Consider the following 23,665-nt stretch of genomic DNA (forward strand, 5'->3'; position numbering starts at 1 on the left):
ATCAGGCCGCTGGACCGGGGCCGTTGATCGGCCCCGTCAGCGGCTCGCCGCCCGCGCGGTTCGCGAAGCAGTAGTAGTTGCGCTGGCCGGCCGCCCACTGCTCCTCGGTCACGGGGAAACTGCCCTGCACCTGCAGGTCGGGGATGCCCGCGACGAGCGTGGGCTCGAAGACGCCCGCGGCCCGGCACAGTGCCGGCATCTCGGCCGCGAGCGCGGCTTCGCCCGGGAACGGCGCCGCTTCGTCGCCGGGCAGCGTGCCCCGGTAGACGAGCTGCGCAGTGTGCGGCGCGGCGCAGTCGACGACCGTGAACTCCTCGGCCCAGACCGACTCGAACGGCTCGATGCACTCGCCGCCGAAGAGGGTGTCCCAGGCGTGCACGCCGGCCGGCTGCGCGGCCGTCGGCGCGGCGACGGGCGTCTCGGATGAGCTCGCCGACGGGCTGCCGCTCGCCTGTTCGCCTCCTCCGCCGGTCAGCTGGGTGCCGAGGTAGTAGAGCCCGGCGAGCACGAGCAGCACGACGAGTCCGCCGGCGACCCAGATGAGCGTTCGCGTGGTGCGCTTGGCGCCCTTCGGGGCACCGGGCGAGCCGCCCGTGCCACCACCGGCGCCTCCGCCGGCGCCTCCGCGATCTCCACCGCCGCCGGAGCCCGAGGAGCCATTGCCGCTGCCGGTGCGCTGCGGGCCGATGCCACCCCCGACCGGCCCCTGCGACGGGGGCGCGGGGTAGCTCGGCGCGGCCGTCTGCGACCCGTTCGGTGCGCCGAACGGGTCGTTCGTCGCGGCTGCTGCTCCGAAGAGGGCACCCATCGCGTCGTCGTCGGTTGCGCCGAACGGATCGTGGTTCGTCGCGGCCGGCCGTTCCTCGAAGCGCACGTCGTCGCTGTACGGCGCCGTGTCCGCGGCGGTCTCGTCGCCGGGGAACGCCCACTCGGGGGCTGCGGCTTCGGGGGCTGGTTCGTCCCATGCCGGCTCGGCGGCGTCGGCGGCGAACGGGTCGGGGTTCTGGCCGGCCGACCCCGCCTCGCCCAGGAAGGCGGTCGCGACGGACGAGGGAGCGTCCTTCGGGTCCTCCGCGTTCGGGTCCGGCGTCAGGTTCCAGAAGTAACCCGTATCGGCCATCTCGCGCGCGATCGATGATTCGTCGTCGTCGAACGGCATGCCGCCTCGACCCGCTTCGGGCTCGTCGTCGGCGCGGGCGCCACCGAAGAACCGACCGCGGATGCCGGACCCCGCCCGGTCGTCGGCCTCGTCGGGCTCCGCGTCTGCGGCGTCGTCGTCATCGTCATCGAATCCCAGTCCGAGCGCGTCGAGCCCGGCCGGCACGGGGGCGGTCGGCGGGTTCGCGCCGGAACCGCCCGAAGGCGGCGTCGGCCCTGCAGCACGTGCGCGCGGCGCACCGCCGCCGAGCGAGGCGAGGAGGTCGTCGACGGGGGCGGGCGGCTCGCGCGTCGGGTCGTCGTCGCCGCCACCGGTCGCCGAGGCGAAGGCCGGGAAGGGCGTGGTGTTGAAGGCGCTCGCCTCGCGGACGGGTGCTCCGACCGCGGCGTTCTCCTGCGCTGCGGCCATGCCGCGCACCTCGAGGAACGGGAATCCGCTCCGGGCGTCGGGCTCGCGCTCGTACTGCGGCACGACGGGCTGCGACGCCTCGTGATTCGGCTCCGCCGGGGCAGGGGCAGCCGGGGCCGGGGCGGGAGCAGCCGGGGCCGCGGACTGGATCGGCACGGCACGCGTCTCGGCCAGTGCGGCGAACGGATCGGTGGTGTCCGCGGCGAACGCCGCGAACCGATCGCGTTCAGGGCGCGGTGCCTGCTGGAACGGCGGCTCCGCGGCGAGCGGCGCCACGGGTTCGGCCGGCGCAGTCGGCCAGGTCTGGGCCACCGGCGCTGCCGGCTGCACGGGGGCCGCGGGCTCGGCCGCGGCGGTCGCCCAGGCCTGCGCTGCCGGCTGCACGGGGGCCGCGGGCTCGGCCGCTGCGGCCGGCAAGGCCTGCGCTACCGGCTGCACGGGGGCCGCAGGTTCGGCCGCGGCGGTCGACCAGGCCTGCGCTGCCGGCTGCACGGGGGCCGCGGGCTGAACCGGGGCCGCTGAGGGCTGCTCGGGCTCGTGGAGGGCGGCCCACAGTTCATCGTCGTACGACGCGGGTTGCGCGGCGGCCGCGGCACGGGCGCCCCATCCGGCCGGCGCGGTCGACGGCGCGGTCGGGTGGACCGGCACGACCGGCTCGGCCGACTGCACCGGCGTGAACGACTGCCGAGCCACGGGCGGAGGCGCGAACCCTGCGAACGGCGAGTCCGCAGGAGCGATGGATTCTGCCTCCGGCGGCACCGGTGCCGCCGGCGTGGTCGGTGCTGCAGGAGCAGCAGGTGCGGTCGCGCCCTGCGGTCGCCCATCGGCATCGTTCGCCGTCGCTGACGGGTCGGCGAGGCTCCGGAATGCGGCACGGATCGCGTCTTCGGACGAGAGTTCGTCGGAACCCCAGGTGAGCGCGAACGGGGCGGTCGGCGTCACGGGCCCGGGAGGCGTCGGCGGCACCCCGGGAGGGGCGGCCGCCGGAGTCGATGCCACGGGGGTTGCGGGCGACCATGCCGGGGTCGAGGGAGCGGGCGTCCACGAGTCGGTCGGCGCAATCGGCGTCGTCGGGGTCGTCGGAGCCGCCGGGGGCCACGCGGCGGCGGGTGCCGCGGGTGCCGCGGGAGCGGCAGGCGGCCACGCAGCAGCTGGAGCCGACGGTGTAACCGGCTGGGCCGGGGTCGCCGCCGGCGTACCGACCGGGGGCTCGACCGCGGTCAGGTACACGGGAGCGGCGGCGGGGGGCTCATGCGGCAGACCGACCGCGAAGGGCGGGGTCCACGACTGCGGAGGCACCGGCGAGCCCGCATCGGCAGTCGGCGCGACCTGCTGCTGCGGCTCAGCGGCCCGCGGAGCCGGAGAGCCGACGACGGGAAGCGCACTCGTTGCGGGGTCCGCGCGGGGAGCCGGAGCCTCGGAGAACCAGTCCAGCACCTCCTCGCGGCGCGGGGCCGGAGTGCGCGGCGCCGCGGGTGCGGCCTGCTGCGCCGGCGGTGCGACCGGCTGAGCCGGCGGTGCGACGGGCGGAGACGGGATGTCGCGGCGCGGCGCATCGCCGCCCGCCAACTGGGCGAGCAGCCAATCTGCGCCGTCGCCTCCCAGACCCTGCCCGTCGCTCGTCATCAGGCCAGCCCCAGGTCTTCCAACCCGATGGCGTACAGGTACGGCACGCCCTCGGCCTCGATGATCTCCCGCGCACCGGTCGCACGGTCGACGACCACCGCGACGGCCACGACCTCGGCGCCGACCTTTCGGAGCGCCTCGATCGCCTTGATGGGAGAACCGCCGGTCGTCGACGTGTCTTCGAGCACGATGACGCGCTTGCCGGCGAGATCGGGACCCTCGACCTGCTTGCCGCGGCCGTGGTCCTTCGGCTCCTTGCGCACGACGAAGGCGTCGTACGCGAGGCCCTGCGCGGCACCCTGGTGCAGGATCGCCGAGGCGATCGGGTCGGCTCCCATGGTCAGGCCGCCGACGGCGACCACGTCGGGCACGTCTTTGATGAGGTCGATCATGACCTGTCCGATGAGCGGAGCCACCCGGTGGTCGAGGCTCACCTTGCGGAGGTCTACGTAATAGGTGGCCTTCTTGCCGCTCGTCAGGGTGAAGTCCCCGTGGAACACGGCGTCGGCCGCGATGAAGTCGATCAACTGGGCGCGCACGGCGTCGATGGGCTGAGGCTCTCGGAGGGTCACCCGAATACTCTACGACCCGGTCGCCTGAGAGGAAGGGGCGGATTTCTCAGCGAGCGGCGGCGGCATCGAGGCATCCGCTCGTCGAGGACTCGACGCCGCCCTTCGCCGGCGGCCCCAGAACGACCGCGGGGTGCCCGGGAGCAGGCGCGCCCAGAAGGGCGGGGCCGTCTCCTCGGCGAGCGCCGCCGGCACGTCGATGTGGAAGTCCGCGATCTCCTCGGCCCCCTGGTGAACGACGCGATAGAGCGCCGTGCCGATGAGCACGCCGAGCGCGATCGACATGATCGAGACGAGGGCTTCGGCGAAGTCCTCGTATCCGCGCGTGGTGCCGATGGCCTCGGTCAGTCCGACGAGGCCGGCAGCCCCCGGCACCAGCAACCAGAACGCGGGCAGGAAGGTGAGCTGCGACGGGGCGCCGTGACGCAGCGTCGCGATCCAGAGCACGACGGGGGTCATGGCGAGCGCGCCGATGAATCCGCTGACGGATGCCCCGATGAGCGCCCCGCCCGCGACCTGGCCGGTGTAGGCGACGAGCAGCACGAGGAGCACCCAGCCGAACGTCCGCGGTGGGGCCGAGAAGTGGAGGTAGTTGCCGATCGCGAAGAGCAGCACGCCGAAGAGCGCGGTCCACCACGGGAAGCCGTCGCCCGAGTCGAGCGCCACGTACGAGGAACTGCCGACCCCGACGAGGGTGCCCGCCGCCAGGATGCCGAAGGCGAGCAGGGAGAGCTGCACGAGCCCGAACACGAGGCGCGAAGCGCCCGCGAGCATCTGGCCCGCCGCCAGCTCGACGACGGCCGTCGTCAGCACGCCGCCGGGCAGGAAGGTCGCGAGCGGGGCGATGAGCAGCCTGATCGGGTCGCCGATCGCGAAGTACGGGGCGATGAGGAAGACCGCGGTGGCGCAGGCGAAGGCCGCGAACACGGGGAAGACGATCTGCAGCGTCGGCGAGCGCACGAGCTTGGCGACGCCGATGAATGCGCCGAGCACGAAGGCGACGAGCACGCCCTGCCACGTCGGTGCGAGCAACAGCGCGAGCCCTGTGGTCAGCACCGCGTGACCGAACGTGCGCACGATCCATCCGTGCGACGGCTTCATCGCGCCGATCTCGTTCAACCGCGTGATGCCCTCGAGCGGCGTGAGCTCTGCGCGACCGGCGGCGTCGATCAGGCGATACAGCGCCGCGATCTGGTCGAATCGGAACGAGGCGTTCACCGAGGAGCGGATCGCGACCCTGCCCTCGTCGCCCGCAGCCGTCTCGATGAGGATCACGGTCGGCAGCACGACGACATCCGTGTCGTCGCGCCCGTACGCGCTCGAGACCTTCACGAGCGTGTCGCGGATCTTGTCGGTCGAGTCCGCTGCCGCGTTCATGCCCTCCGCGAGCCCGAGGAGGAACCTGCGGAGGAGCGCCTGGTCGGCCGCCTCCGTCATCAGACGATGACGAAGGAGAGCGCGACGCCCACGAGGATCGCGACGACGACGTAGACGAGGTTCGGCAGCTGGAACGAGTGGTCGAAGACGAACTTGCCCATCTTGGTCGTGCCGGTCTGGTCGAACGCGACCGTGGCGACCTGGCTGCCGTTGGCGGGCAGCGTGTAGATGCCCATCGCCGCCGGCCAGAGGCCGACGAGCAGCGGTGCGGGCAGGCCGATGGTGATGCCGATCGGGACGATCGCATTGGTCGCGCTCGACTGGCTCGTCGTGAGCATCGCGACGAGGAAGAGGGCGAGTGCGAAGAGCAGCGCGCCGAGGAACGCCGACGAGCCGGAGACGAGCGATCCGAGGCCGTCGACGATGAGCGTGTTGTTCGCGGCGACGAAGGTGTTCGCGAGCCACGCGATGCCGAACAGGGCGATCGCGCCGACCATGCCGGCCGGGAAGGTCGACTGCTTCGGGACATCCGCCGCCTTGACCTTGCAGGTGACGAAGATGAGCGCCGCGATGACGCCCATGATGACCTCGATGATGACGGTGATGCTCACGCGCACGGGGTCCCCGTCGTCATCGGTGCCGATGATCGGGCGCAGGCCCTCGAAGAGGCCGAAGAGCACGATCACGCCGACGCCGGTGAGGAAGATCGAGGCAGAGAGCACGGCGCTGCGCGGCAGCTTCTTGTCGGCGTCGACCACGACGGCCGGCTTCACGAGGTGCTCGGCGACGCGACGCTGGAACTCGGGGTCGTCCTCGAGCTCCTTGCCGTGCTTGACCATGACGAGCGCGGCGATGCCGAGGCCCACGATCGAGGCCGGCCACATGATGAGCAGCAGCTTGCCGAGGTCGACGCCCTGCGGCGCGAGCAGCACGACCATCGAGGCGGTGGCGGCGGAGACCGGGCTGCAGAGGATGCCGACCTGCGAGGCCACGGCGGAGACCGACAGCGCGCGCTCGGGGCGGATCTTCTGCTGGTACGACACGTCGTAGATGACGGGCAGCAGCGGATAGAAGATGTTGCCCGTGCCGGCGCCGACGGTGAAGAGGAACGACATCGCCGGCGCCAGGAAGACGACCGACTTCGGCCGCTTCTTGATGACCTTCGACGCGACCGAGACCATCCAGTCGATGCCGCCCGCCGCTTGCATGACGGATGCCGCGGTGATGACGGTGATGACGATGAACACGGCGTCGACCGGGGCATTGCCCGGCGCTTCGCCGAAGACGAAGACGAGCACCGCGACACCGACGAGGCCCCACACGCCGAGGCCGATCCCGCTCGTGCGGGTGCCCATGTAGATCGCGAGGATGACGACGATCAGCTCGGCGACGAGGATCCAGACGTTGTCGTTCACGACGAGGGCCCCTTCACGATCGGGCCCGTGCTCGCGAGCACGGTGGTCGGCAGCGGTGTCTCGACGATCTCGCCGTCGATCGCCTCGACTTTCAGCGCGAGCGCGTCTTCGACGGGACTGATGGCCGTGACGAACTCGGAACCCTCGAAGTGCAGCGACTGCAGATTGCCGACCGCGTAGCCCGTCGCGAGCTCACCGCTCAACAGGGAAGCGTGGAACAGGGGCTGCCGCTGGTCTTCGGCGTCGTAGTGGGGGCAGAAGCTGCCGTGTAAAAAGCCGAGGCCCTCGGGGAGCACCTGCAGCGTGGGTCCGTAGCTATCGGTCGTGCCGCCCTCGAACCAGCAGATGCCGCCGGCCGAGCCGCCGGTGAAGACCGTGGTCGAGTTCGGGTCCTCCCACATCTCGCGCATGATCTCGTCGAGACCCTGGCGCTTCCAGACGTCGAGCATGTTCGCCGTGTTGCCGCCGCCGACGTGGATCACGTCGAAGCCCTTCACGAAGCCCGCGAGGTCGTCGACGGCACGGTGGAAGAGCGGCAGGTGATGCGGTGCGCAGCGGTCGGAGTCGTACGTCGTGTAGAAGCTCACGATGTACGCGGCGTCGTCGCCGGTCGCCGTGCCGACGAACAGCACGCGCGGGCGCTCCTTGCCGGTGAGCTTCAAGATGTAGTCGTGCGTCGGGTCGGCCCGTCGCTCCATCATCGCCTTGCCTGCGCCGGTCGCAACAACGTGCGCCATCGTTCCCCCAAACGTCGAACCCTCGGGCACACGCTAGCGGCAGATCATCGGCGGTGTCGAGAGACACGACGGCACGCATCGGGATCCCCCCATCGCATCCCGATACGCATCCGATACGCATGACGAAGGGCCGCCCCGCGGGGTGTCCCTCCCCCGCGCGGCGGCCCTGCAATCGGGCCGCTGACGCGACCCTCGGGCCGCGCATCGACGGGAGGATTGCCCCTTCCGGTGCTCGCGGCCCGGCGTTCCGGGGAACGGACCCCCGGGATTCGCGGACCTAGACGGTGCGCGCGAACGTCTCTCGCGGCTGACGACGGTAGCCGTCACGAGCGGTGACGACGATCGAGCCGATGACGGCGGCGACGGAAACGGCGGCGAGGAGTACGAAGACCATGGTGATTCCTTTCGAAGTACGAGCGGGTGATCGAGCAGTCGATGCCCCATTGCACGTGTTCGACACCTCAATTCTCGCGCCGCGAACTCTTCAGCACAAGCTCACGATTCTACAATAACGATGTAGGCTGACTACATGGATGTACGGCGATTGGACCTGCTGCGAGAGCTCGCCGAACGCGGCAGCGTGACCGCCGTCGCCGAGGCCACCGGCCGCACGCCTTCGGCGGTGTCGCAGCAGCTCAAGGTGCTCGAGCGCGAGGCCGGCATGCCACTCACGGAGCGCAGCGGACGAGGCGTCGTGCTCACGAGCGCGGGCCACGCGCTCGCCCGAAGCGCCGCCGATGTGGCCATCGCGCTCGAACGCGCCACCGCCCTGTGGGACGAGTTCCGCAACCACCCGAGCGGCGAGGTCTCGCTCCTCACCTTCCCCACAGTCGGAGCGACCCTTCTGCCCGCCGTGCTCACCGACCTCGCCGAGGTGGCGGGCCTCGTGGTGCGTGCGACCGATCTCGACCCCGAGCTCGCCGAGTTCGCCGACCTCACGAGCGACTACGACATCGTGCTCGCGCACACCATGCCGGGCGTGCTGCCCTGGGGCGGCCGGGGCCTGAAGGCCGTTCCGCTGCTGACCGAGCCGCTCGACATCGGGCTGCCCGCCGACCACCGCCTCGCCGGGAGAGCGCACCTGACCCCCGCCGACCTCGTCGACGAGACGTGGCTCGGGGTGCCGCCGGGCTTCCCGTTCGAGCGCATCCTGCACGCGATCGAGCAGCAGGCGGGTCAGCGGGCGAAGGTGAGCCAGCGGTTCAGCGACATGCGCATCATCGAAGCGTTCATCGAGGCGGGCCTCGGCATCGCCTTCGTGCCGCGGTTCACGAGCGGCGCCGTGCCCGATTCGATCATCTTGAAGCCGCTGCGCGGCGTGGCATCCGCTCGGCAGATCGTGGCACTGGTGCGGCCGGATGTCGCGGAGCGCCTCGCCGTGCGCACCGTGCTCGACGTGCTCGTGGCGCGTGCCTCGCGACTCGAGCAGGCGCACGCCGCGGCCTGACCCGCGCCGCGCCCGCCGGCACGACGCTCAGGACACCTCGTGTCGCACGGGACCACGGACATCATGGGTCCGGTGCGACACGAGTGGTCCCGGGCGGCGAAGTAGACTCCACGTCCATGAGCGATGACGCGGTCCTGTTCGAAGTCGAAGACGGGCTCGCCCGCCTCACCCTCAATCGCCCGAACCGGCTGAACGCCGTCGACCCCGACGCGATCGCCCGCTGGCAGGCGCTCGCCCACGAGATCGCCGAGCGCGACGACATCGGCGCCGTGCTCTTCGACGCCAACGGCCGTGCGTTCTGCGCGGGCGGCGACGTGCGGGCGATGTCCGAGCTCGCAGCCACTGCGGTCTCGAAGGGCGAGAAGTCGGCCGCCGCGACGATCACCGCCCTCGCCGACGCGATCCACGACGGCCACCGCACGCTGCGCGAGAGCTCCAAGCCGATCGTGGCCGCCGTGCAGGGACCCGTCGCCGGCGGCGGGCTCGGGTTCATGCTCGTCGCCGACCTCATCGTCGCGTCCGAGCACGCGACCTTCGCGAGCCGGTACGCGGATGTCGCGCTCACGCCCGACTGCGGCGTGAGCACGCTGCTGCCCGAGGCCGTCGGCACCCGCCGCGCGCTCGAGCTCACGCTGACCTCGCGCACCCTCACCGCAGCCGAGGCGCTCGACTGGGGCCTCGTGGCCGAGGTCGTCGCACCCGATGCCCTCGAGGCGCGGGCCCGCGAGATCGCGCAGTCGTGGATCGACGGGGCGACCGCGGCCTTCGGGCAGGCGAAGCGCCTCGTGCGCTCGGGCCTGACCCGCGACTTCCAGACGGCGCTCGACGACGAGGCGCGAACGATCGGCGCCGCCTTCGCGACGCCCGAGGCGAGCGCCCGCATCGCGGCCTTCGGAACGCGACCGACCTCGCGCTGACCGTCGGACGGGTCAGCGCGAGGTCGGTCGGGTGCTCAGCCGCAGCTTCGTGCGTCGTAGGGCACGACCGTGGTGGACGACACGGGGCTCCCGTCGACGTGCGCCGTCGCCGTGACGTCGACCTCGCCGGCCGGCAGCGTGGCCAGTCGCGTCGAGAAGGCGTGGACGGCGTTCTTCCCCGGGTCCACGGCGGTGAACGACTTCACTCCGTAGTCGGTCGCGAGGGTGACATCGAGCGGCAGCGACTCGCCGTTCAGCGCCCGCACCGAGAGCACGGCCCGACCGCCGATGCACCGGCTCGTCACCGACGCCTCGACATCGAGCTCGGGAGCCGCGGCGACGGTGACGACGCCGTACCCGGAGACCGGCATGTCGCCGACCGTGGCGCGGTACTCGAGCCGCAGCTCGCCGTTGCCGTCGAGGAGGATCGGGCCGGAGGCATCCGCCCACTCGCCGTCGTTCACGCGGTACTCGACGTCCGAGACCGGGCCCGCGCTGCCGCTCGCCCGGACCGTCACCGTCGGCGAGGTCGCGTAGGAGCCGTCGGGGCCGTCGGGCTCCGCGGGTGAGATCTCCGCCGTGATCGCCGCCTCGGGCTCGGCCGACGACGGGATCGACAACTCGAACAGGCTGAGGTACGGGCTGAGGTTCTTCGCCGTGACCGTCACGCGCAGGTGCCGCGCGGTGATCGGGGTGAAGGTGACCAGGTCCGTTCGCGCGCCGGCCGCCATGGCCGTACGAGTGGCCACGGGGGTCCAGGTCTGCGCATCGCTCGAGACCGCGACCGTGTAGTCCTTGGCGGAGGCGCCCTCCCACTTCAGCGAGAGCTCGCCGAAGCGCTGCGCAGACCCGAGGTCGACCGCGATCCACGGCTGGGCGCTGTAGTCGGCCGACCAGCGGGTGGCATCGTTGCCGTCGATCGCGAGGCTCGCCGGGAACGAGGCGGCCTCGACGCCCGAGGCCGTCGCCGTCGCGCCCTTCGTGAGTGGCGCAGGACTGAAGACGGAGACGCGCCAGGCGGCGATGTCCCCGTCACCGGCACGGATGTCGCGGAGGGCGACGTATCGTGCCGGAAGCCGGCCGAGGTCCACGGCACCGGTCTCGCCATCGACGTCGTCGGCGGCGTGCTGCCAGAACCGGCCGTCGGTCGAGACCTGAACGTCGTAGCTGGTCGGCGGGACCCCGGCCCAGTCGATCTCGACCCGACCGGTCGGCGCCGATGCGCCGAGATCGAGCACCACCTCGGCGGTCTGCTCCGAGGTCGCCCAGCGGGTGAGTGAACGTCCGTCGGTGAGGGCCGAGGGCGGGGTGCCCTCGTTGCTCGACGATGCCGTCACGACGGCGCCGAGCGATCGCTCGCCTGCGGCGGCTGTGCCGTTGCCCTGATCGATCGTCGTGAGCCCCGGCGCAGCGCCGATGCGGCGCTGCAGCATCGTGAAGTCGCCGTAGCCGAGCGCGGGCGTGGTCGACTTCCAGGTCTTCTGCGCGATCACCGGGAACGAGTCGCGCATGAGTCCGTGCACGTCGAGCTCGGTGTACTCGCGGTGCACGAGGTCGTTCCAGACGGCGAACATCGCGCCCTTCGGCGTGCCGGCAGGTACCACCTCGGTGCTGCCCAGCTTGTTCGGCAGCCACGAGTTGTACAGCGACGAGTTGTTCAGCCCGTTGCCGTGGTAGTAGTTCGCGAAGGGCACGACGTAGAGGTCGCCGTCGTTCGTGTTGATGAAGTCGTAGCCGTCGGCGAGGGCCGAGGCCATGCCGTACCAGCCGTTGTTCCATGCATTGATCGTCACGTCGCGGTCGTAGCCGGCAGCCGAGCCGTGCATCACCGTCATGCTGCCCCACGCGCGCGGGTGCTTTCCCAGCCCGCGGATGTGCTCGGCCATGGTGTTGAAGAAGGTGCGGTAGTCGTCCCTGCCCTCACGCGGGTACTCGTCGGTCCCCATGTGCACGTCGGGTCCCTCGAACCATGGCGTGAACTCGTCGAACACGGCCTTGATGGTCTCGGTCGATTCGGGCTTCGAGAGGTCGAGGTGGTCGGAGTCGCCGCCGTTGAACCCGATCTCGGGCTTCCAGCGGATGAACGAGCGCGAGTGCGCGGGCGCGTCGATCTCGGGGATGATCGTCACGGCGTGGGCCGCGGCGGCATCCTCGAAGCTCTGCCAGTCGGCCCGGTCGTAGGCGCCGTCCTCCGAGGCGAGCCCCGCGAAGGCCGGGTTGTCGGACGCCAGCCGGAAGCCGTCGTACGCGTCGACCCAGCCGCCGGCCGGCCGCTGGATCTCGTTGTCGTTCAGGTGGATCTGGAACTCGTTGAGCTTGTACCAACTCATCATCGTGATGTAGTCGCGAACGAACTCGGGGGTGAAGAAGCGGCGTCCGACGTCGAGCATGAACCCGCGCACCTCGTGGTTCGGCCAGTCGATGCTCTCGCCGATCGGCAGCTCGGCGCGACCCGGCGACTGCAGCAGCGCCTGCAGCACCGTGCGGGTGCCGTAGAACGCGCCATCCGTGTTCGGTGCGGCGATCTCGACGCCGTCGGCGGAGACCGTCAGGCGATACCCCTCGGTGCGGAACAACTCACCACCCGGCGCGTGAGTGAGCGCCTCGTCGTAGTCGAGCACGAGGTCACCCGCGGACGGAGCGCCCCCGACGACGTCGACCGAGATGCCGGTGGTCGCCTCGAGGTCCGCGGCGAACTGCGTCGCGACCTCCTCGAGTTCGGGATCGGCGACGATGCGGCTCGAACCGTCGAGCGTGAACGAGCCGGTGCCGCCGGTCCAGGTCTGCAGCTCGGGGATGATGCGGGGCGCCGGGTTCTCGGCGGCCTGGGCCGCCACCGGCACGAACGTCGAGACGATCACGCCCGCCCCCAGGAGGAGGGCGGCTGCGGCGCGACCCCGGGTGTTCGAACGACCTCTGATGCTCATGTTCTCTCCTTCGAGATGCTGGGATGCGAGACGCTGGGAACGCCGGGTACCCCGGATCACCCGGGGTAGCCGGAAACGCTGGATTCGCTCAGTTCGAGCAGGACTTCGCCGCGAACGCCGTGGTGCGCGTCGACGAGGTCTCCGCCCCGTCGAGCGTCGCGACCGCCTCGATCGTGACGGTGCCCTCGGGGATGCTCGCCAGTCGGGTCGTGAAGACGTGGGTGGCGTTCTTGCCGGCGGCGACCGTCGCGAACGACTTGCTGCCGTACGACGAGGTGAACGAGATCGACATCGGCACCGCTTCGTCGTTCCGCGCCGTGACCGCGAGCACCGTCTTCGTGCCGATGCAGCGGGCCTCCGCCGTCACCGTGAGGTCGAGCAGGTCGCGTGCCTCGAGGAACGCTCGCGTGATGCGCTCGAGCTCGCCCTCGAGTCGATCGACCTCGGCCGGGATGTCGACGTCGCCCGGATCGATGACGCCGCCGTACGGGTCCTTCTTCACTCCGGGGTTGCCCATCGCGCGGAGCGCGGTCTTCAGCTCGGCCGCCGCCTCGGGCGACTGCTCGCTCAGCCAGCGCACCTTCTCGGCGTCCCGGATGCCCTCGTTCATGCGCTCCCAGCGCACCGACGAGACGTTGCCCGGGTAGACCTGCGCGGTGTCGCCCGATTCCCAGGTCTTGAAGTCGGTCGTCACGAACGGATCGGCGACGAAGCTGTCGTACGCCCACCGCAGGTAGCCGTCGGAGTCGGTCGCGACAGTCTTCCACTGGGTCCACGCGGCCTCGGCGAGGTTCGAGCGGATGAACGTGTTCGGGTAGATGCCGACGCAGTAGTAGATGCTCGTGATCAGCCCGAGTTCGCGCCGGTGCTTCATCGTCGCCTCGAACACCGCGTCGCCGACGAGCACGTGATCCGACGACACCGAGATCTTGTCGATGCGATCGAGCCGCGGGTCGGTGAGGCTGTTGTAGTTCATCGCGGCACCCACCTTGAGCCCGGGGGCGTGCGCGTCGATGAGGTCGACGGCGTACATGAGGTCGCCGAGCGCGCGCTCGTCCATCGCCATGTAGGTGCGGTCGAACCATCCCTTCTCCTGCAGGTGCGGCCCGAACGACTCGAGGAACGCGCTCCACATCTCGGTCCAGATCGCCGAGCCGACCGGCACGCTCGCCGTGATCGTCTGGCCGGTCGCCGCGTCGAGGTACTGCACCTTGCTGGCCCAGTTGACCATCGAGTACGCGTCGATCTGCCCGTCGATGCCGACCTCGTCCATCATGAACGACACCCACTTGTCGAAGACGGTGAAGTCGAACGCCCACGTGCCGTCGGCCTTCTTGGTCCACTGCACCATCGATCCGTACGGGTCGTAGGTCTGCGAGGCCCACGGGTCGTTGACGACCGTCGCCGTGATGACGTCCTGACCGGCGTCGCGAAGGCGCTGGTAGTGGGGCAGCATCGCGTCGAAGTGCGCCCGCGTCCAGAGCTGGTTCGCCGGGATGCCGGAGACCCGGGCCACGGCGTAGGGGTTCTGCCAGAGGTCGATGAACTGGTCCCAGTCGCCCGCGGCCGGGAGCTCGAGGTCGAGCACCTCGATGCCCAGGTCGAACGTGATGCGCTCACCCTGGTCGTCGACCACGACGACCTCGCCCGAGTACTGGCCGGCTGCGGCATCCGCCGGCACGTCGACGATCAGCCAGAGCGGCTGCACGGTGTGCGCCGCGATGTCGACGCTCGCGTCGGTCGACAGCACGTCGGGGATCGGCTCCTGCGGCTTGCCGAGCGAGGGGCGGCCGCGGCCGGCCATGACCGAATCGACGAAGTTCAGGTCGAGACCGTTCGCGTCGAGTGCGGCGCCGGATGCACCGACGAGCGTGGCGCTCTCGACCCGCACGCCGGTCTTCGCCTCGGCACCGGTCCAGAGCACGAACTGACCGCTGACGCGGTCGTTGCGCCAGGCCGTGTCGCTCCAATCGGTGCCCGACATGCCGATGACGTCGCTCAGGTACTTGCGGCGGTAGTCGTCGAAGTACTTCGTGGTCGTGTAGTGGAAGTTCGTCTCGCCCACCGCGCCGCTCAGCGTGGTCGGAGCCGCCGTCACCGTGACCTCGCGGGACGCCGTGAATCCACCGTCGACCGAGGTGGCGGTGATCGTCGCCGTTCCCGCGGCGACCGCGGTGACGTACCCGGTCGCGCTGACGGTCGCCACCGACTCGGCGGAGGACGACCAGCGCAGCGAGGCGTCGGTCGCTCCGGCGGGGACGACGGATGCCTCGAGCTGACGCGTCGCGGATTCGACGAGCTCGATCGGCGTCTCGTCCATCTCGACGCCCGTCACGGGCACGCGCTGGGCGATGACCTCGGCGAAGTCGATCTGGCCGTCGGCGCGGGAGGCCGCCGCGTTCTTCTCACCGGTGAGCCGGAGCTTCACGGTGTGGTTCCCGGCCGGCAGGGCGCCGGTGTCGAAGAGGAGCTGCTTGAACGTGCGCGTCGGGGAGTAGGCGTCGACGACGACCTCGGCGCCGTCGTCGACGGAGATGGCGTACTTGCCGTGCGGCACGTCCTTGATGCCGAACAGCCGCGCCTGCTCCCCGGTGAACGAGAAGGTGAACGCGGATCGATCGGCCGCCCTGGCCCAGTGCTCGGTGCCGGCGTTCCACTTGGCCGGGTCGAGGCCGGTGCCGGCGTTCCATCCGGCGCCGAACTCGAATCGGTTGGTGCCGCTCGAGGTGGCATCGTCGACGATCACCGTCGTCGGCTCCGCCGTCGCAGCAGCGGGCATGGCGACGAGCGCGAGCGGCACCGCGAGCCCGACGGCGACGAGCATCGCGATCTTCCGGCGGAGTGATCCGAGCGAGGGGGACATGCCGTTCCTTCCGATGTGACTTGCTGATCGACACTGATTCGAACTGATCGAAACCGGCCGAAGCACGCAGAAGCGTTCAGATTGGCCCGAGCCTCTCGTATTGCCGAGGGGTCGTCAAGGGGCAGATTCCGCGTCAGCGGGCGCCGCGGCGCGGCGGTTCCGCGAATGATCAATCCCGCTGAGCGCGCCGTCAACAGCGGTGTCGCGCGCAATCTCGCCGTGCACGCGCACGGTCGCTCCCGCTCGCTCGCTCGGGCCTCGCGCAACGCGCAATCGGGATGCGCGCTTCGCTCATGTCGATGCGCAGGCCGATGCGCTCAGTCGTGCTGCGGGAAGCCCAGGTTCAGCCCGCCGTGGCTCGGGTCGAGCCAGCGCGAGGTGACCGCCTTCTCCTGCGTGAAGAAGTCGAATCCGCGCGGGCCGTACGCCTTGGCGTCGCCGAAGAGCGAGTCCTTCCAGCCGCCGAAGGAGTGGTAGGCGACGGGCACCGGGATCGGCACGTTGATGCCGATCATGCCGACCGTCACCTCGCGCTGGAATCGCCGCGCGGCACCGCCGTCGTTCGTGAAGATCGCAGTGCCGTTGCCGTAGGGTGACGCGTTGATGACGTCGAGCCCCTCCTGGTAGCCGTCGACGCGCACGATGCCGAGCACCGGTCCGAAGATCTCGTCGCGGTAGACGGATGACTCGAGCGGCACCTTGTCGACGAGGGTCGGGCCCAGCCAGAACCCGTCGTCGTCCCCGTCGATCGGGGTGTCGCGTCCGTCGACGACGACCGTCGCCCCGTCGGACGCCGCGACGTCGAGGTATCCGACGACCTTGTCGCGGTGCTCGCGGGTGATGAGCGGCCCCATGTCGCAGCCGCGGGTGCCGTCGCCGGTGGTGAGCCGCGACATCCGCTCGCTGATCTTCGCGACGAGTTCGTCGGCGACCGAGTCGACCGCGAGCACGACGGAGACGGCCATACAGCGCTCCCCCGCCGAGCCGAACCCGGCGTTGACGGCGGCGTCGGCCGCGAGGTCGAGGTCGGCGTCGGGCAGCACGAGCATGTGGTTCTTGGCACCGCCCAGCGCCTGCACCCGCTTGCCGTTCGCGGTCGCGGTCGCGTAGATGTACTTCGCGATCGGCGTCGAGCCGACGAACGAGATCGAACGCACGACCGGGTGCTCGAGCAGCGCGTCGACGGCGACCTTGTCGCCGTGCACGACGTTCAGCACGCCGTCGGGCAGCCCGGCCTCCTGCATGAGCCGGGCGAGCCAGATCGCGGCCGACGGGTCCTTCTCGGACGGCTTCAGCACCACCGTGTTGCCGGTCGCGATCGCGAGCGGGAAGAACCAGAGCGGAACCATCGCCGGGAAGTTGAAGGGGCTGATGATGCCGACGACGCCGACGGGCTGCTTCGTCGAGTACACGTCGATGCCGGTGGAGACGTTCTCGGAGTACTCGCCCTTCGTGTAGCCCGGCATCGCGCACGCGAGCTCGACGACCTCGAGGCCGCGGGCGATCTCGCCGGCCGCGTCGGAGAGCACTTTGCCGTGCTCGCTCGTGAGGATCGCGGCGAGCTCGCCACTGCGGGCGTTGAGCAGCTCGCGGAACGCGAACATCACCTGCTGGCGCTTCGCGATCGAGGTGTCGCGCCACGCGGGGAACGCGCGGGCCGCGGCCTCGACGGCGGCGTCGACGTCTTCGGTCGAGGCGAAGCGGACCCGCTTCTGCTCGACGCCGCGGGCCGGGTTGTAGACGGGCCCGCTGCGGCCCCCGTCACCGGCGACGGATGCCCCGTCGATCCAGTGCTCGACGGTGACGAACTCGGCGCCCAGCGGTTGGGTCTCAGCGAGCGATGATGTGTTGCGGTCTGCCTGGCTCATGGTTCAGCCCTCTCCTTCGAGTGCGGTGCGGAGTACGTCGTCGTAGATCGCCATCGCGTCGGCGACCTCGTCGGCCGTGACGACGCACGGCGGCACGACGTGGATGCGGTTGTCCTGCACGAACGGCAGGAGCCCGCGCTCGACGAGCGCGGACTTGAGGCGGCCCATCGCCGCAGCGGGCAGCGGCTCGCGGGTCGCGGGGTCGGCGACCAGCTCGATCGCCCAGAACACCCCCTCGCCGCGCACCTCGCCGATGGCGGCGTGCCGCTCGGCGAGCTCGGCGAGCGCCGGCCCGATGACCGTCGCCCCGATGTCGCGGGCGTTCTCGACGATGCCCTCCGACTCCATCGCGTCGAGCGCGGCGACGATCGAGGCCATCGCGAGCGGATGTCCCGAATAGGTGAGGCCGCCGGGGAAGACCCGGTCGTCGAACGTCGCGGCGATCGGGTCGGAGATGATCACGCCGCCGACCGGCACATAGCCCGAGTTGACCCCCTTGGCGAAGGTGATGAGGTCGGGGCGCACGCCGGAGCCGTCGAACGCGAACCAGCGGCCGGTGCGGCCGAACCCGGCCATGACCTCGTCGAGAATGAGGAGGATGCCGTGGCGGTCGCAGAGCTCGCGCACCCCCGCGAGGTAGCCGGGCGGCGGCATCAGGATGCCGGCGGTGCCCGGGATCGTCTCGAGCAGGACCGCCGCGATCGACGACGGGCCCTCGGCCTCGATCACCCGGCGCAGGTGCTGCAGCGCCCGCTCGGACTCCTGCTCGGGCGTCGTCGCCCAGAACTCCGAGCGGTAGAGGTATGGCCCGAAGAAGTGCACATGGCCTCGGGCGAACTCGTTGGGGATGCGGCGCCAGTCGCCCGTCGAGACGATGGCCGCACCCGTGTTGCCGTGGTACGAGCGATAGGTCGAGAGCACCTTGTCGCGGCCGGTGTGCAGGCGCGCCATGCGGATGGCGTTCTCGTTCGCGTCGGCGCCCCCGTTCGTGAAGAACACCTTGCGGAACCCGGATGGTGCGTGCCCGACGATGCGCTTGGCGGCCTCGCCGCGCGCGAGGTTCACCGTCGACGGGGCGATCGTCGTCAAGAGCTCGGCCTGTTCACGGATCGCCTGCACGACCGAGGGGTGCTGGTGGCCGATGTTGACGTTCACGAGCTGGCTCGAGAAGTCGAGGTACTCGTGGCCGGCATGGTCCCAGACCCGGCTGCCCCGGCCGCTCGCGATCACGAGGGTCGAGGGGTTGGCCTGCGCCGACCACGAGTGGAAGACGTGCTCGCGGTCGAGTTCGCGGGCGAGTTCGTCGAGGCCGTCGGTGAGGCCGCCTCCGGTGTTCGTGTCGGTCATGGCTTCGGTGCCTTTCCTGTCTGTCCCCTGGTGATGGGATGGATGCCGCGCGGCCGGCCGGGGTGCACCGGCCGCGCGGCATCCGCTCGCTAGTTGCCGCCCTCCTGGAGGGTGACGTCGATCGGCTCGTACTCCGTGCCGAGGATGTCGACCCCGTCGGACTCGAGGTTGTCGAGGGCCTTGTCGACGTACTCGTTCGTGTACGCCGTGTCGGGCGGATCGGTGGTGATGACCTGGGCTCCGTCCTGGTTCTTGGTGTCCAGCGCCATCTCGACCGTGGCATCCCACGCGATCTCGTTGATGTGCCCGATGCCGTCGGTGGAGGGCCAGATCAGCTTGTTGATCTCGTTGGCCATCCACAGCTGGTGGCTCGTGCCGAGGGTCGAGCCCGCGGCGGTCACGGCGTCGGCGGCGGCCTGCGGGTCGTCGCGCTGGTCGATCCAGCCGAGGATCGCGCCCTGGATGAGCTTGACCGCGGTGTCGGCGTACTCCTCGTCGGAGGCGAGCCGCTCGGCGTTCGCCCAGATCGCGTCCTGCAGCATCGAGGTGCCGACCTCGTTCCAGTCGATGACCGAGAAGTCCTCGGGCTGGTAGAGCTCACCAGTCTCGGGATTGGTCGCCTCGAGCAGCTGCGCGTACTCGTTGTACGTCATCGCCTGCGCGGCATCGATCTCGTGGTTCAGCAGCGCGTTCATGTCGAAGTTCTGCTGCACGATCGTGTAGCCCGACGCATTCGCCTCGGTGAGGCCCGCGAAGAGCTCCCACTCGTTGCCGAACCCCCAGCTGCCGACCTGCTTGTCCGACAGGTCGGCCGGCGACGTGATGCCGCTGTCGGCCCAGGAGACCTGGAGGGTGCCGCTGCGCTCGAAGATCTGCGCGATGTTCGTGATGTTCGCGCCGGCCTCGATCGACGCGAGCGCCTTGGGCACCCACGCGACGGCGAAGTCGACGTCACCCGAGGCGAGCACGTCCTGCGGCACGATGTCGACCGCACCGGGGATGATCTCGACGTCGAGGCCGAGGTCCTCCCAGTAGCCGTTCGCCTTCGCGAGGTAGTACCCGCCGAACTGGGCCTGCGTGAGCCATTGCAGCTGGAGGGTGACCGGCGTGAGGTCGTCGCCGCCGCCGTCCGTTGCATCGGTGTCGGTGCCCCCGCTGGAGCAGCCGGCGAGTACGAGCGCGGTCGCGGTTGCTGCGGCCGCGAACGCTGCGATCCTGTTTCGCTTCATCTCTGCGTTCCTCTCTTGGTGGTGCTCGGTGGTGCGGATCCGACCGGCACGGGTGCCGGAAGCGTCGGGCCGGGCGGCGTTGCCCGGCGTGGGTCGGTTCATCGGTGGCGCGAGGAGACCCTCTCGATCAGGCTGGTGAGGGCGAAGAACACGAGGCCGAGCAGGATGGCTCCGATGACGAACGCCCAGGCGCGGGCGTAGGCGCTGGATGCCGCGGCGGTCGTGATCGCCGAGCCGAGACCCTGTCGCGGGCCGCCGAAGTACTCGGCGACGAGGGCGGAGATCACGGCGAGCGACGAGGCGATGCGCAGCCCCGTGAAGAAGTGCGGCAGCGCCGACGGCACGGTCACGGCCCAGGTCTGCTGACGGGGTGTCGCGGCATACGCGCGCATGAGGTCGCGGTGCACGGGCCGCACCTGGCGGAAGCCCCGGAGGGTGTTGAGGAACACCGGGACGAACGCGGCGATCGAGGCGATGATGATGCGCGCCACCTCCGACGTGGACCCGAACATCGTGTACAGCACTGGTGCGAGCGCCACGATGGGCACGACTGCCACGGCGGCGACGATCGGCACGAGCATGCCGTCGATCACCCGGGTGAGCGACGCGACGATCGCGAGGAGCACGCCGATGACGGCGCCGATGACGAGCCCGATCAGCGCGTTGAGGCCGGTCGCGATCGTGGCGGCCAGCACCTGCGGCGCGTACTGCACGAGCTGCGCCCAGATCGCCGACGGGCTGGCCAGCACGAACGGCGGGATGCCGGCGGCGACGACGACGAGCTCGACGAGCAGCACGAGCACGATGAAGAGCGCGACCGGCGGTACGACCACCCGGACGAACCAGCGGAACGGGTTGTCGCCGCGCGCGCGACGGCGGTGCGCGCTCGGCGGAGCGAGCTGCGTCGCGATCGCCGCGTCGGGCAGTCCCGTCATCGCACGTCCACCCCCCGCGCGGTGCCCGGCGTCGACGACTGCGGTCCGTGGAGGGCCTCGCGCACCGCGGTGACACCTTCGAAGAAGGCCGATTCCTCGCGCAGGTCCTCGCCGCGCTCGGCGGCTCGGCCGAGCCGCACGTCGATCTCGTCGGTGATGCGGCCGGGACGCGGCGACATGACGACGACGCGGTCCGACAGGTACACCGCTTCGGGGATCGAGTGGGTCACGAACACGACCGCCGCCCCGGTCTCTGCCCGGATCCGGAGGAGTTCGGTCTGCATGCGCTCGCGGGTCATCTCGTCGAGCGCGCCGAACGGTTCGTCCATCAGCAGCAGCCGTGGCTGCTCGGCGAGCGAACGAGCGATCGCCACGCGCTGCTGCATGCCGCCGGAGAGCTGGTCGGGGTAATTGCGGGCGAAGTCGGTGAGCCCGACGAGGTCGAGGAGCTCAGCCACCCTCGACCGACGCGCGGCGGAGCCCATGCCGTGCAGCTGCAAGGGGAGCTCGATGTTCGCCGCGACCGAGCGCCACGGCAGCAGGCCGGCCTGTTGGAAGGCGATGCCGTAGGCCTGGTCGATGCGCGCCTGACGGGCGGTCCTGCCGAAGACGCGGATGTCGCCGGCCGACGGTTCGTCGAGGTCGGCGATGAGTCGGAGCAGCGTCGACTTGCCGCAGCCCGATGGGCCGATGAGCGACACGAACTCGCCGTCGCGAACCGTCAGCTCGATGCCGGTGAGGGCCGTGACGGACGCCCCCTTCGCGCCGTGGAAGACCCGCTCCACCCCGCGGACGACGACGGCGGCGGCCGCGTCGGCGGTCGGGGTCGGCTCGGGTGCGGCCGTCGGCGCTGGCGTGCTCATGCGAGGGTCTCCTGTCGGCGGAAGGGACTGAGGAATGCGGCGAGGAGGGCGACGAACCCTGCGGCGACGAGCCCGAGGAGCACGGCGCCGAGGATCGGCGACCACGGCTTCGCGGGGTCGCTCGAGGCGGCGACGGCGGTTTCGAGGATGAGCCGCCCGATGCCGCCGCTGAAGCCGACCGAGATCTCGGCGACGACGGTGCCGACGACGGCGTTCGCCGCGGCGAGGCGCAGGGCGGGGATGAGGAAGGGAACGCTCGCGGGAAGCCGCAGCCGCACCAGGGTGGTCCACCAGCCCGCCGAATAGCTCCGCATGAGGTCGAGGTGCGCGGCCTCGGGGCTCTGCAGGCCCCGCAGCGCGCCGACCGCCACGGGGAAGAACGCGAGGTAGCTGGCGATGATCACGACCGACATCCAGCTCTGCCAGGAGAAGTCGCCGAAGGACAGTCGGGAGCCCCAGTTCCGGATGAGCGGCGCCAGTGCGATGAGCGGAACGGTCTGGCTGAGGATGACGAACGGCAGCACGGCACGCTCCGCGATCCGGAATCCGAGCATGAGCAGGGCGAGTGCGAACCCGACCGTGACGCCCACCAGCCAGCCGAGCGCGGCGACGCCGAGGCTCACGAGTGCCGCGAGGAGCACGACGACCCCGAGCGGGAGCGCGCCCGGCGCACGGGTCACCGGCGAGGCCGCCCGCGCGAGCATCTCCCAGGTGTGCGGCATCGCCTGGTCGCTCGTACGGGGCAGGAGCCGGATGCCGCTGCCGGTGACCCCCTCCTGTGCACCGATCAGCCAGCCGTCGGCGGGGCCGACGAGCTTGTACAGCTCCCAGACGGCGGCGAGCGCGACCAGGCCGAGCAGGCCCCAGAGCACCGCGCGCCAGCGCCGTGCTCGTCTGGTGGCGGGTGCGGTCGTCGTCATGCCTTCGCCGTGAGGTGCTCGGAGAGCGCGGGGATCACGGTCTCGCCGTAGACCCGCAGCGTCTCCTCCTTGTTGTCGTGCTGGAGGTAGCCGGCGAACTGGTCGACGCCGAGCGCCTTCAGCTGCTCGAGCTTCTCGATGTGCTGGTCTGCGGTGCCGAGCACGCAGAACCGGTCGACGATCTCGTCGGGCACGAAGCTCGTGTGCACGTTGCCGGCGCGGCCGTGCTCGTTGTAGTCGTAGCCCTCGCGGGCCTTGATGTACTCGGTGAGCGCGTCGGGCACCGCACCGTGCGCACCGTACTTCGCGACGATGTCGGCGACGTGGTTGCCGACCATGCCGCCGAACCAGCGGCATTGCTCGCGCATGTGCTCCCAGTCGTCGCCGATGTACATGGGCGCGGCGACGCAGAACTTGATCGACATCGGGTCGCGGCCCGCCGCCTCTGCGGCGTCGCGCACGTGCTTGATCATCCACGCGGCGATGTCGACGTCGGCGAGCTGCAGGATGAATCCGTCGCCCACCTCGCCCGTGAGCTTCAGGGCCATCGGGCCGTACGCGGCCACCCACACTTCGAGCTCCGAGCCGTGGCTCCACGGGAACTGGAGCTGCGAGCCGTGGTACTCGACCGGGCGCGAGTTCGCGAGCTCCCGGATCACGTGGATCGCCTCGCGGAGCTCGGCGATCGTCGTCGGCTTGCCGTTCGTGACGCGCACCGCGGAGTCGCCGCGGCCGATGCCGCAGACCGTGCGGTTGCCGTACATCTCGTTGAGGGTCGCGAAGATCGACGCCGTCACCGTCCAGTCGCGCGTCGCCGGGTTGGTGACGAACGGCCCGACCTTGACCTTGCGGGTCTCGGCGAGGATCTGGCTGTAGATGACGTACGGCTCCTGCCACAGCAGGTGCGAGTCGAAGGTCCACACGTGCGTGAACCCGTGGTTCTCGGCGAGCTTCGCGAGCTGGATGGTGCGCGATGCCGGTGGGTTGGTCTGCAGGACCGCTCCGAATTCCATCCGTGCCCCCTTTCGTCGTGTCGTTGCGACATCCGCTGGTCTCGA

General features: G+C 70.7%; 16 protein-coding genes. 2 read left to right on the forward strand and 14 right to left on the reverse strand.

Annotated features, from left to right (window positions below; translation table 11 throughout):
• Position 1: 1 nt before the first annotated feature.
• The 5 genes from ASD23_RS15000 to ASD23_RS15020 are packed head-to-tail and all read right to left on the reverse strand — an operon-like array spanning position 2 to position 7,291.
• Positions 2-3,193 (reverse strand): hypothetical protein, encoded by a 3,192-nt coding sequence (locus ASD23_RS15000; protein ID WP_056012250.1) that lies wholly within the window; start codon positions 3,191-3,193, stop codon positions 2-4.
• Entirely contained in the window at positions 3,193-3,765 is a 573-nt protein-coding gene (pyrE, locus tag ASD23_RS15005) for an orotate phosphoribosyltransferase (protein ID WP_235507761.1), read from the reverse strand. The genes ASD23_RS15000 and pyrE overlap by 1 nt, the downstream gene beginning before the upstream one ends.
• 9 nt (positions 3,766-3,774) lie before the next feature.
• Positions 3,775-5,199, reverse strand: a complete 1,425-nt coding sequence (locus ASD23_RS15010) for a threonine/serine ThrE exporter family protein (protein ID WP_056012253.1) — start codon at positions 5,197-5,199, stop codon at positions 3,775-3,777.
• A complete protein-coding gene (locus ASD23_RS15015) occupies positions 5,199-6,554 on the reverse strand; it encodes an anaerobic C4-dicarboxylate transporter family protein (RefSeq protein ID WP_056012256.1) in 1,356 nt (451 codons plus the stop codon). Before ASD23_RS15015 ends, ASD23_RS15010 begins: the two co-directional genes overlap by 1 nt.
• Complete coding sequence (locus tag ASD23_RS15020; protein WP_056012259.1) at positions 6,551-7,291, reverse strand: peptidase E; 741 nt, start codon at positions 7,289-7,291, stop codon at positions 6,551-6,553. The genes ASD23_RS15015 and ASD23_RS15020 overlap by 4 nt, the downstream gene beginning before the upstream one ends.
• Before the next feature lie 529 nt (positions 7,292-7,820).
• Here ASD23_RS15020 and ASD23_RS15025 point away from each other — a divergent pair.
• Both ASD23_RS15025 and ASD23_RS15030 read left to right on the forward strand, forming a co-directional pair.
• Positions 7,821-8,738, forward strand: coding sequence for a LysR family transcriptional regulator (locus tag ASD23_RS15025; protein WP_056012262.1), 918 nt, complete (start codon positions 7,821-7,823; stop codon positions 8,736-8,738).
• 116 nt (positions 8,739-8,854) lie between these two features.
• Positions 8,855-9,655, forward strand: a complete 801-nt coding sequence (locus ASD23_RS15030; RefSeq protein WP_056012265.1) for an enoyl-CoA hydratase/isomerase family protein — start codon at positions 8,855-8,857, stop codon at positions 9,653-9,655.
• Between the two features lie 35 nt (positions 9,656-9,690).
• On the opposite strand, the gene ASD23_RS15035 is transcribed toward ASD23_RS15030, so the two are convergent.
• The 9 genes from ASD23_RS15035 to ASD23_RS15075 form a co-directional block, all read right to left on the reverse strand.
• The gene (locus ASD23_RS15035) at positions 9,691-12,582 is read right to left on the reverse strand and encodes a discoidin domain-containing protein (RefSeq protein ID WP_056012268.1); all 2,892 of its coding nucleotides are present in this window, start codon (positions 12,580-12,582) and stop codon (positions 9,691-9,693) included.
• 88 nt (positions 12,583-12,670) lie between these two features.
• Complete coding sequence (locus ASD23_RS15040; RefSeq protein ID WP_056012274.1) at positions 12,671-15,445, reverse strand: glycoside hydrolase domain-containing protein; 2,775 nt, start codon at positions 15,443-15,445, stop codon at positions 12,671-12,673.
• Between the two features lie 317 nt (positions 15,446-15,762).
• Positions 15,763-17,313 carry a CoA-acylating methylmalonate-semialdehyde dehydrogenase gene (locus ASD23_RS15045; protein ID WP_056012277.1) on the reverse strand — a complete coding sequence of 517 codons (1,551 nt, stop codon included), beginning with the start codon at positions 17,311-17,313 and terminating at the stop codon, positions 15,763-15,765.
• A gap of 3 nt (positions 17,314-17,316) precedes the next feature.
• On the reverse strand, positions 17,317-18,660 hold the full coding sequence (locus ASD23_RS15050; RefSeq protein ID WP_056012280.1) for an aspartate aminotransferase family protein: 1,344 nt from the start codon (positions 18,658-18,660) through the stop codon (positions 17,317-17,319).
• Positions 18,661-18,749: 89 nt separating this feature from the next.
• On the reverse strand, positions 18,750-19,889 hold the full coding sequence (locus ASD23_RS15055; RefSeq protein WP_056013387.1) for an ABC transporter substrate-binding protein: 1,140 nt from the start codon (positions 19,887-19,889) through the stop codon (positions 18,750-18,752).
• Positions 19,890-19,987: 98 nt separating this feature from the next.
• Positions 19,988-20,824 carry an ABC transporter permease gene (locus ASD23_RS15060; protein WP_082571485.1) on the reverse strand — a complete coding sequence of 279 codons (837 nt, stop codon included), beginning with the start codon at positions 20,822-20,824 and terminating at the stop codon, positions 19,988-19,990.
• Complete coding sequence (locus tag ASD23_RS15065) at positions 20,821-21,687, reverse strand: ABC transporter ATP-binding protein (RefSeq protein WP_056012283.1); 867 nt, start codon at positions 21,685-21,687, stop codon at positions 20,821-20,823. The genes ASD23_RS15060 and ASD23_RS15065 overlap by 4 nt, the downstream gene beginning before the upstream one ends.
• Positions 21,684-22,607 carry an ABC transporter permease gene (locus ASD23_RS15070; protein WP_056012286.1) on the reverse strand — a complete coding sequence of 308 codons (924 nt, stop codon included), beginning with the start codon at positions 22,605-22,607 and terminating at the stop codon, positions 21,684-21,686. The genes ASD23_RS15065 and ASD23_RS15070 overlap by 4 nt, the downstream gene beginning before the upstream one ends.
• Positions 22,604-23,620, reverse strand: coding sequence for a TIGR03842 family LLM class F420-dependent oxidoreductase (locus tag ASD23_RS15075; RefSeq protein ID WP_056012293.1), 1,017 nt, complete (start codon positions 23,618-23,620; stop codon positions 22,604-22,606). The genes ASD23_RS15070 and ASD23_RS15075 overlap by 4 nt, the downstream gene beginning before the upstream one ends.
• Between the last annotated feature and the right edge of the window lie 45 nt (positions 23,621-23,665).

This window comes from Agromyces sp. Root1464 (assembly GCF_001427265.1).
Classification (GTDB): Bacteria; Actinomycetota; Actinomycetes; order Actinomycetales; family Microbacteriaceae; genus Agromyces; species Agromyces fucosus.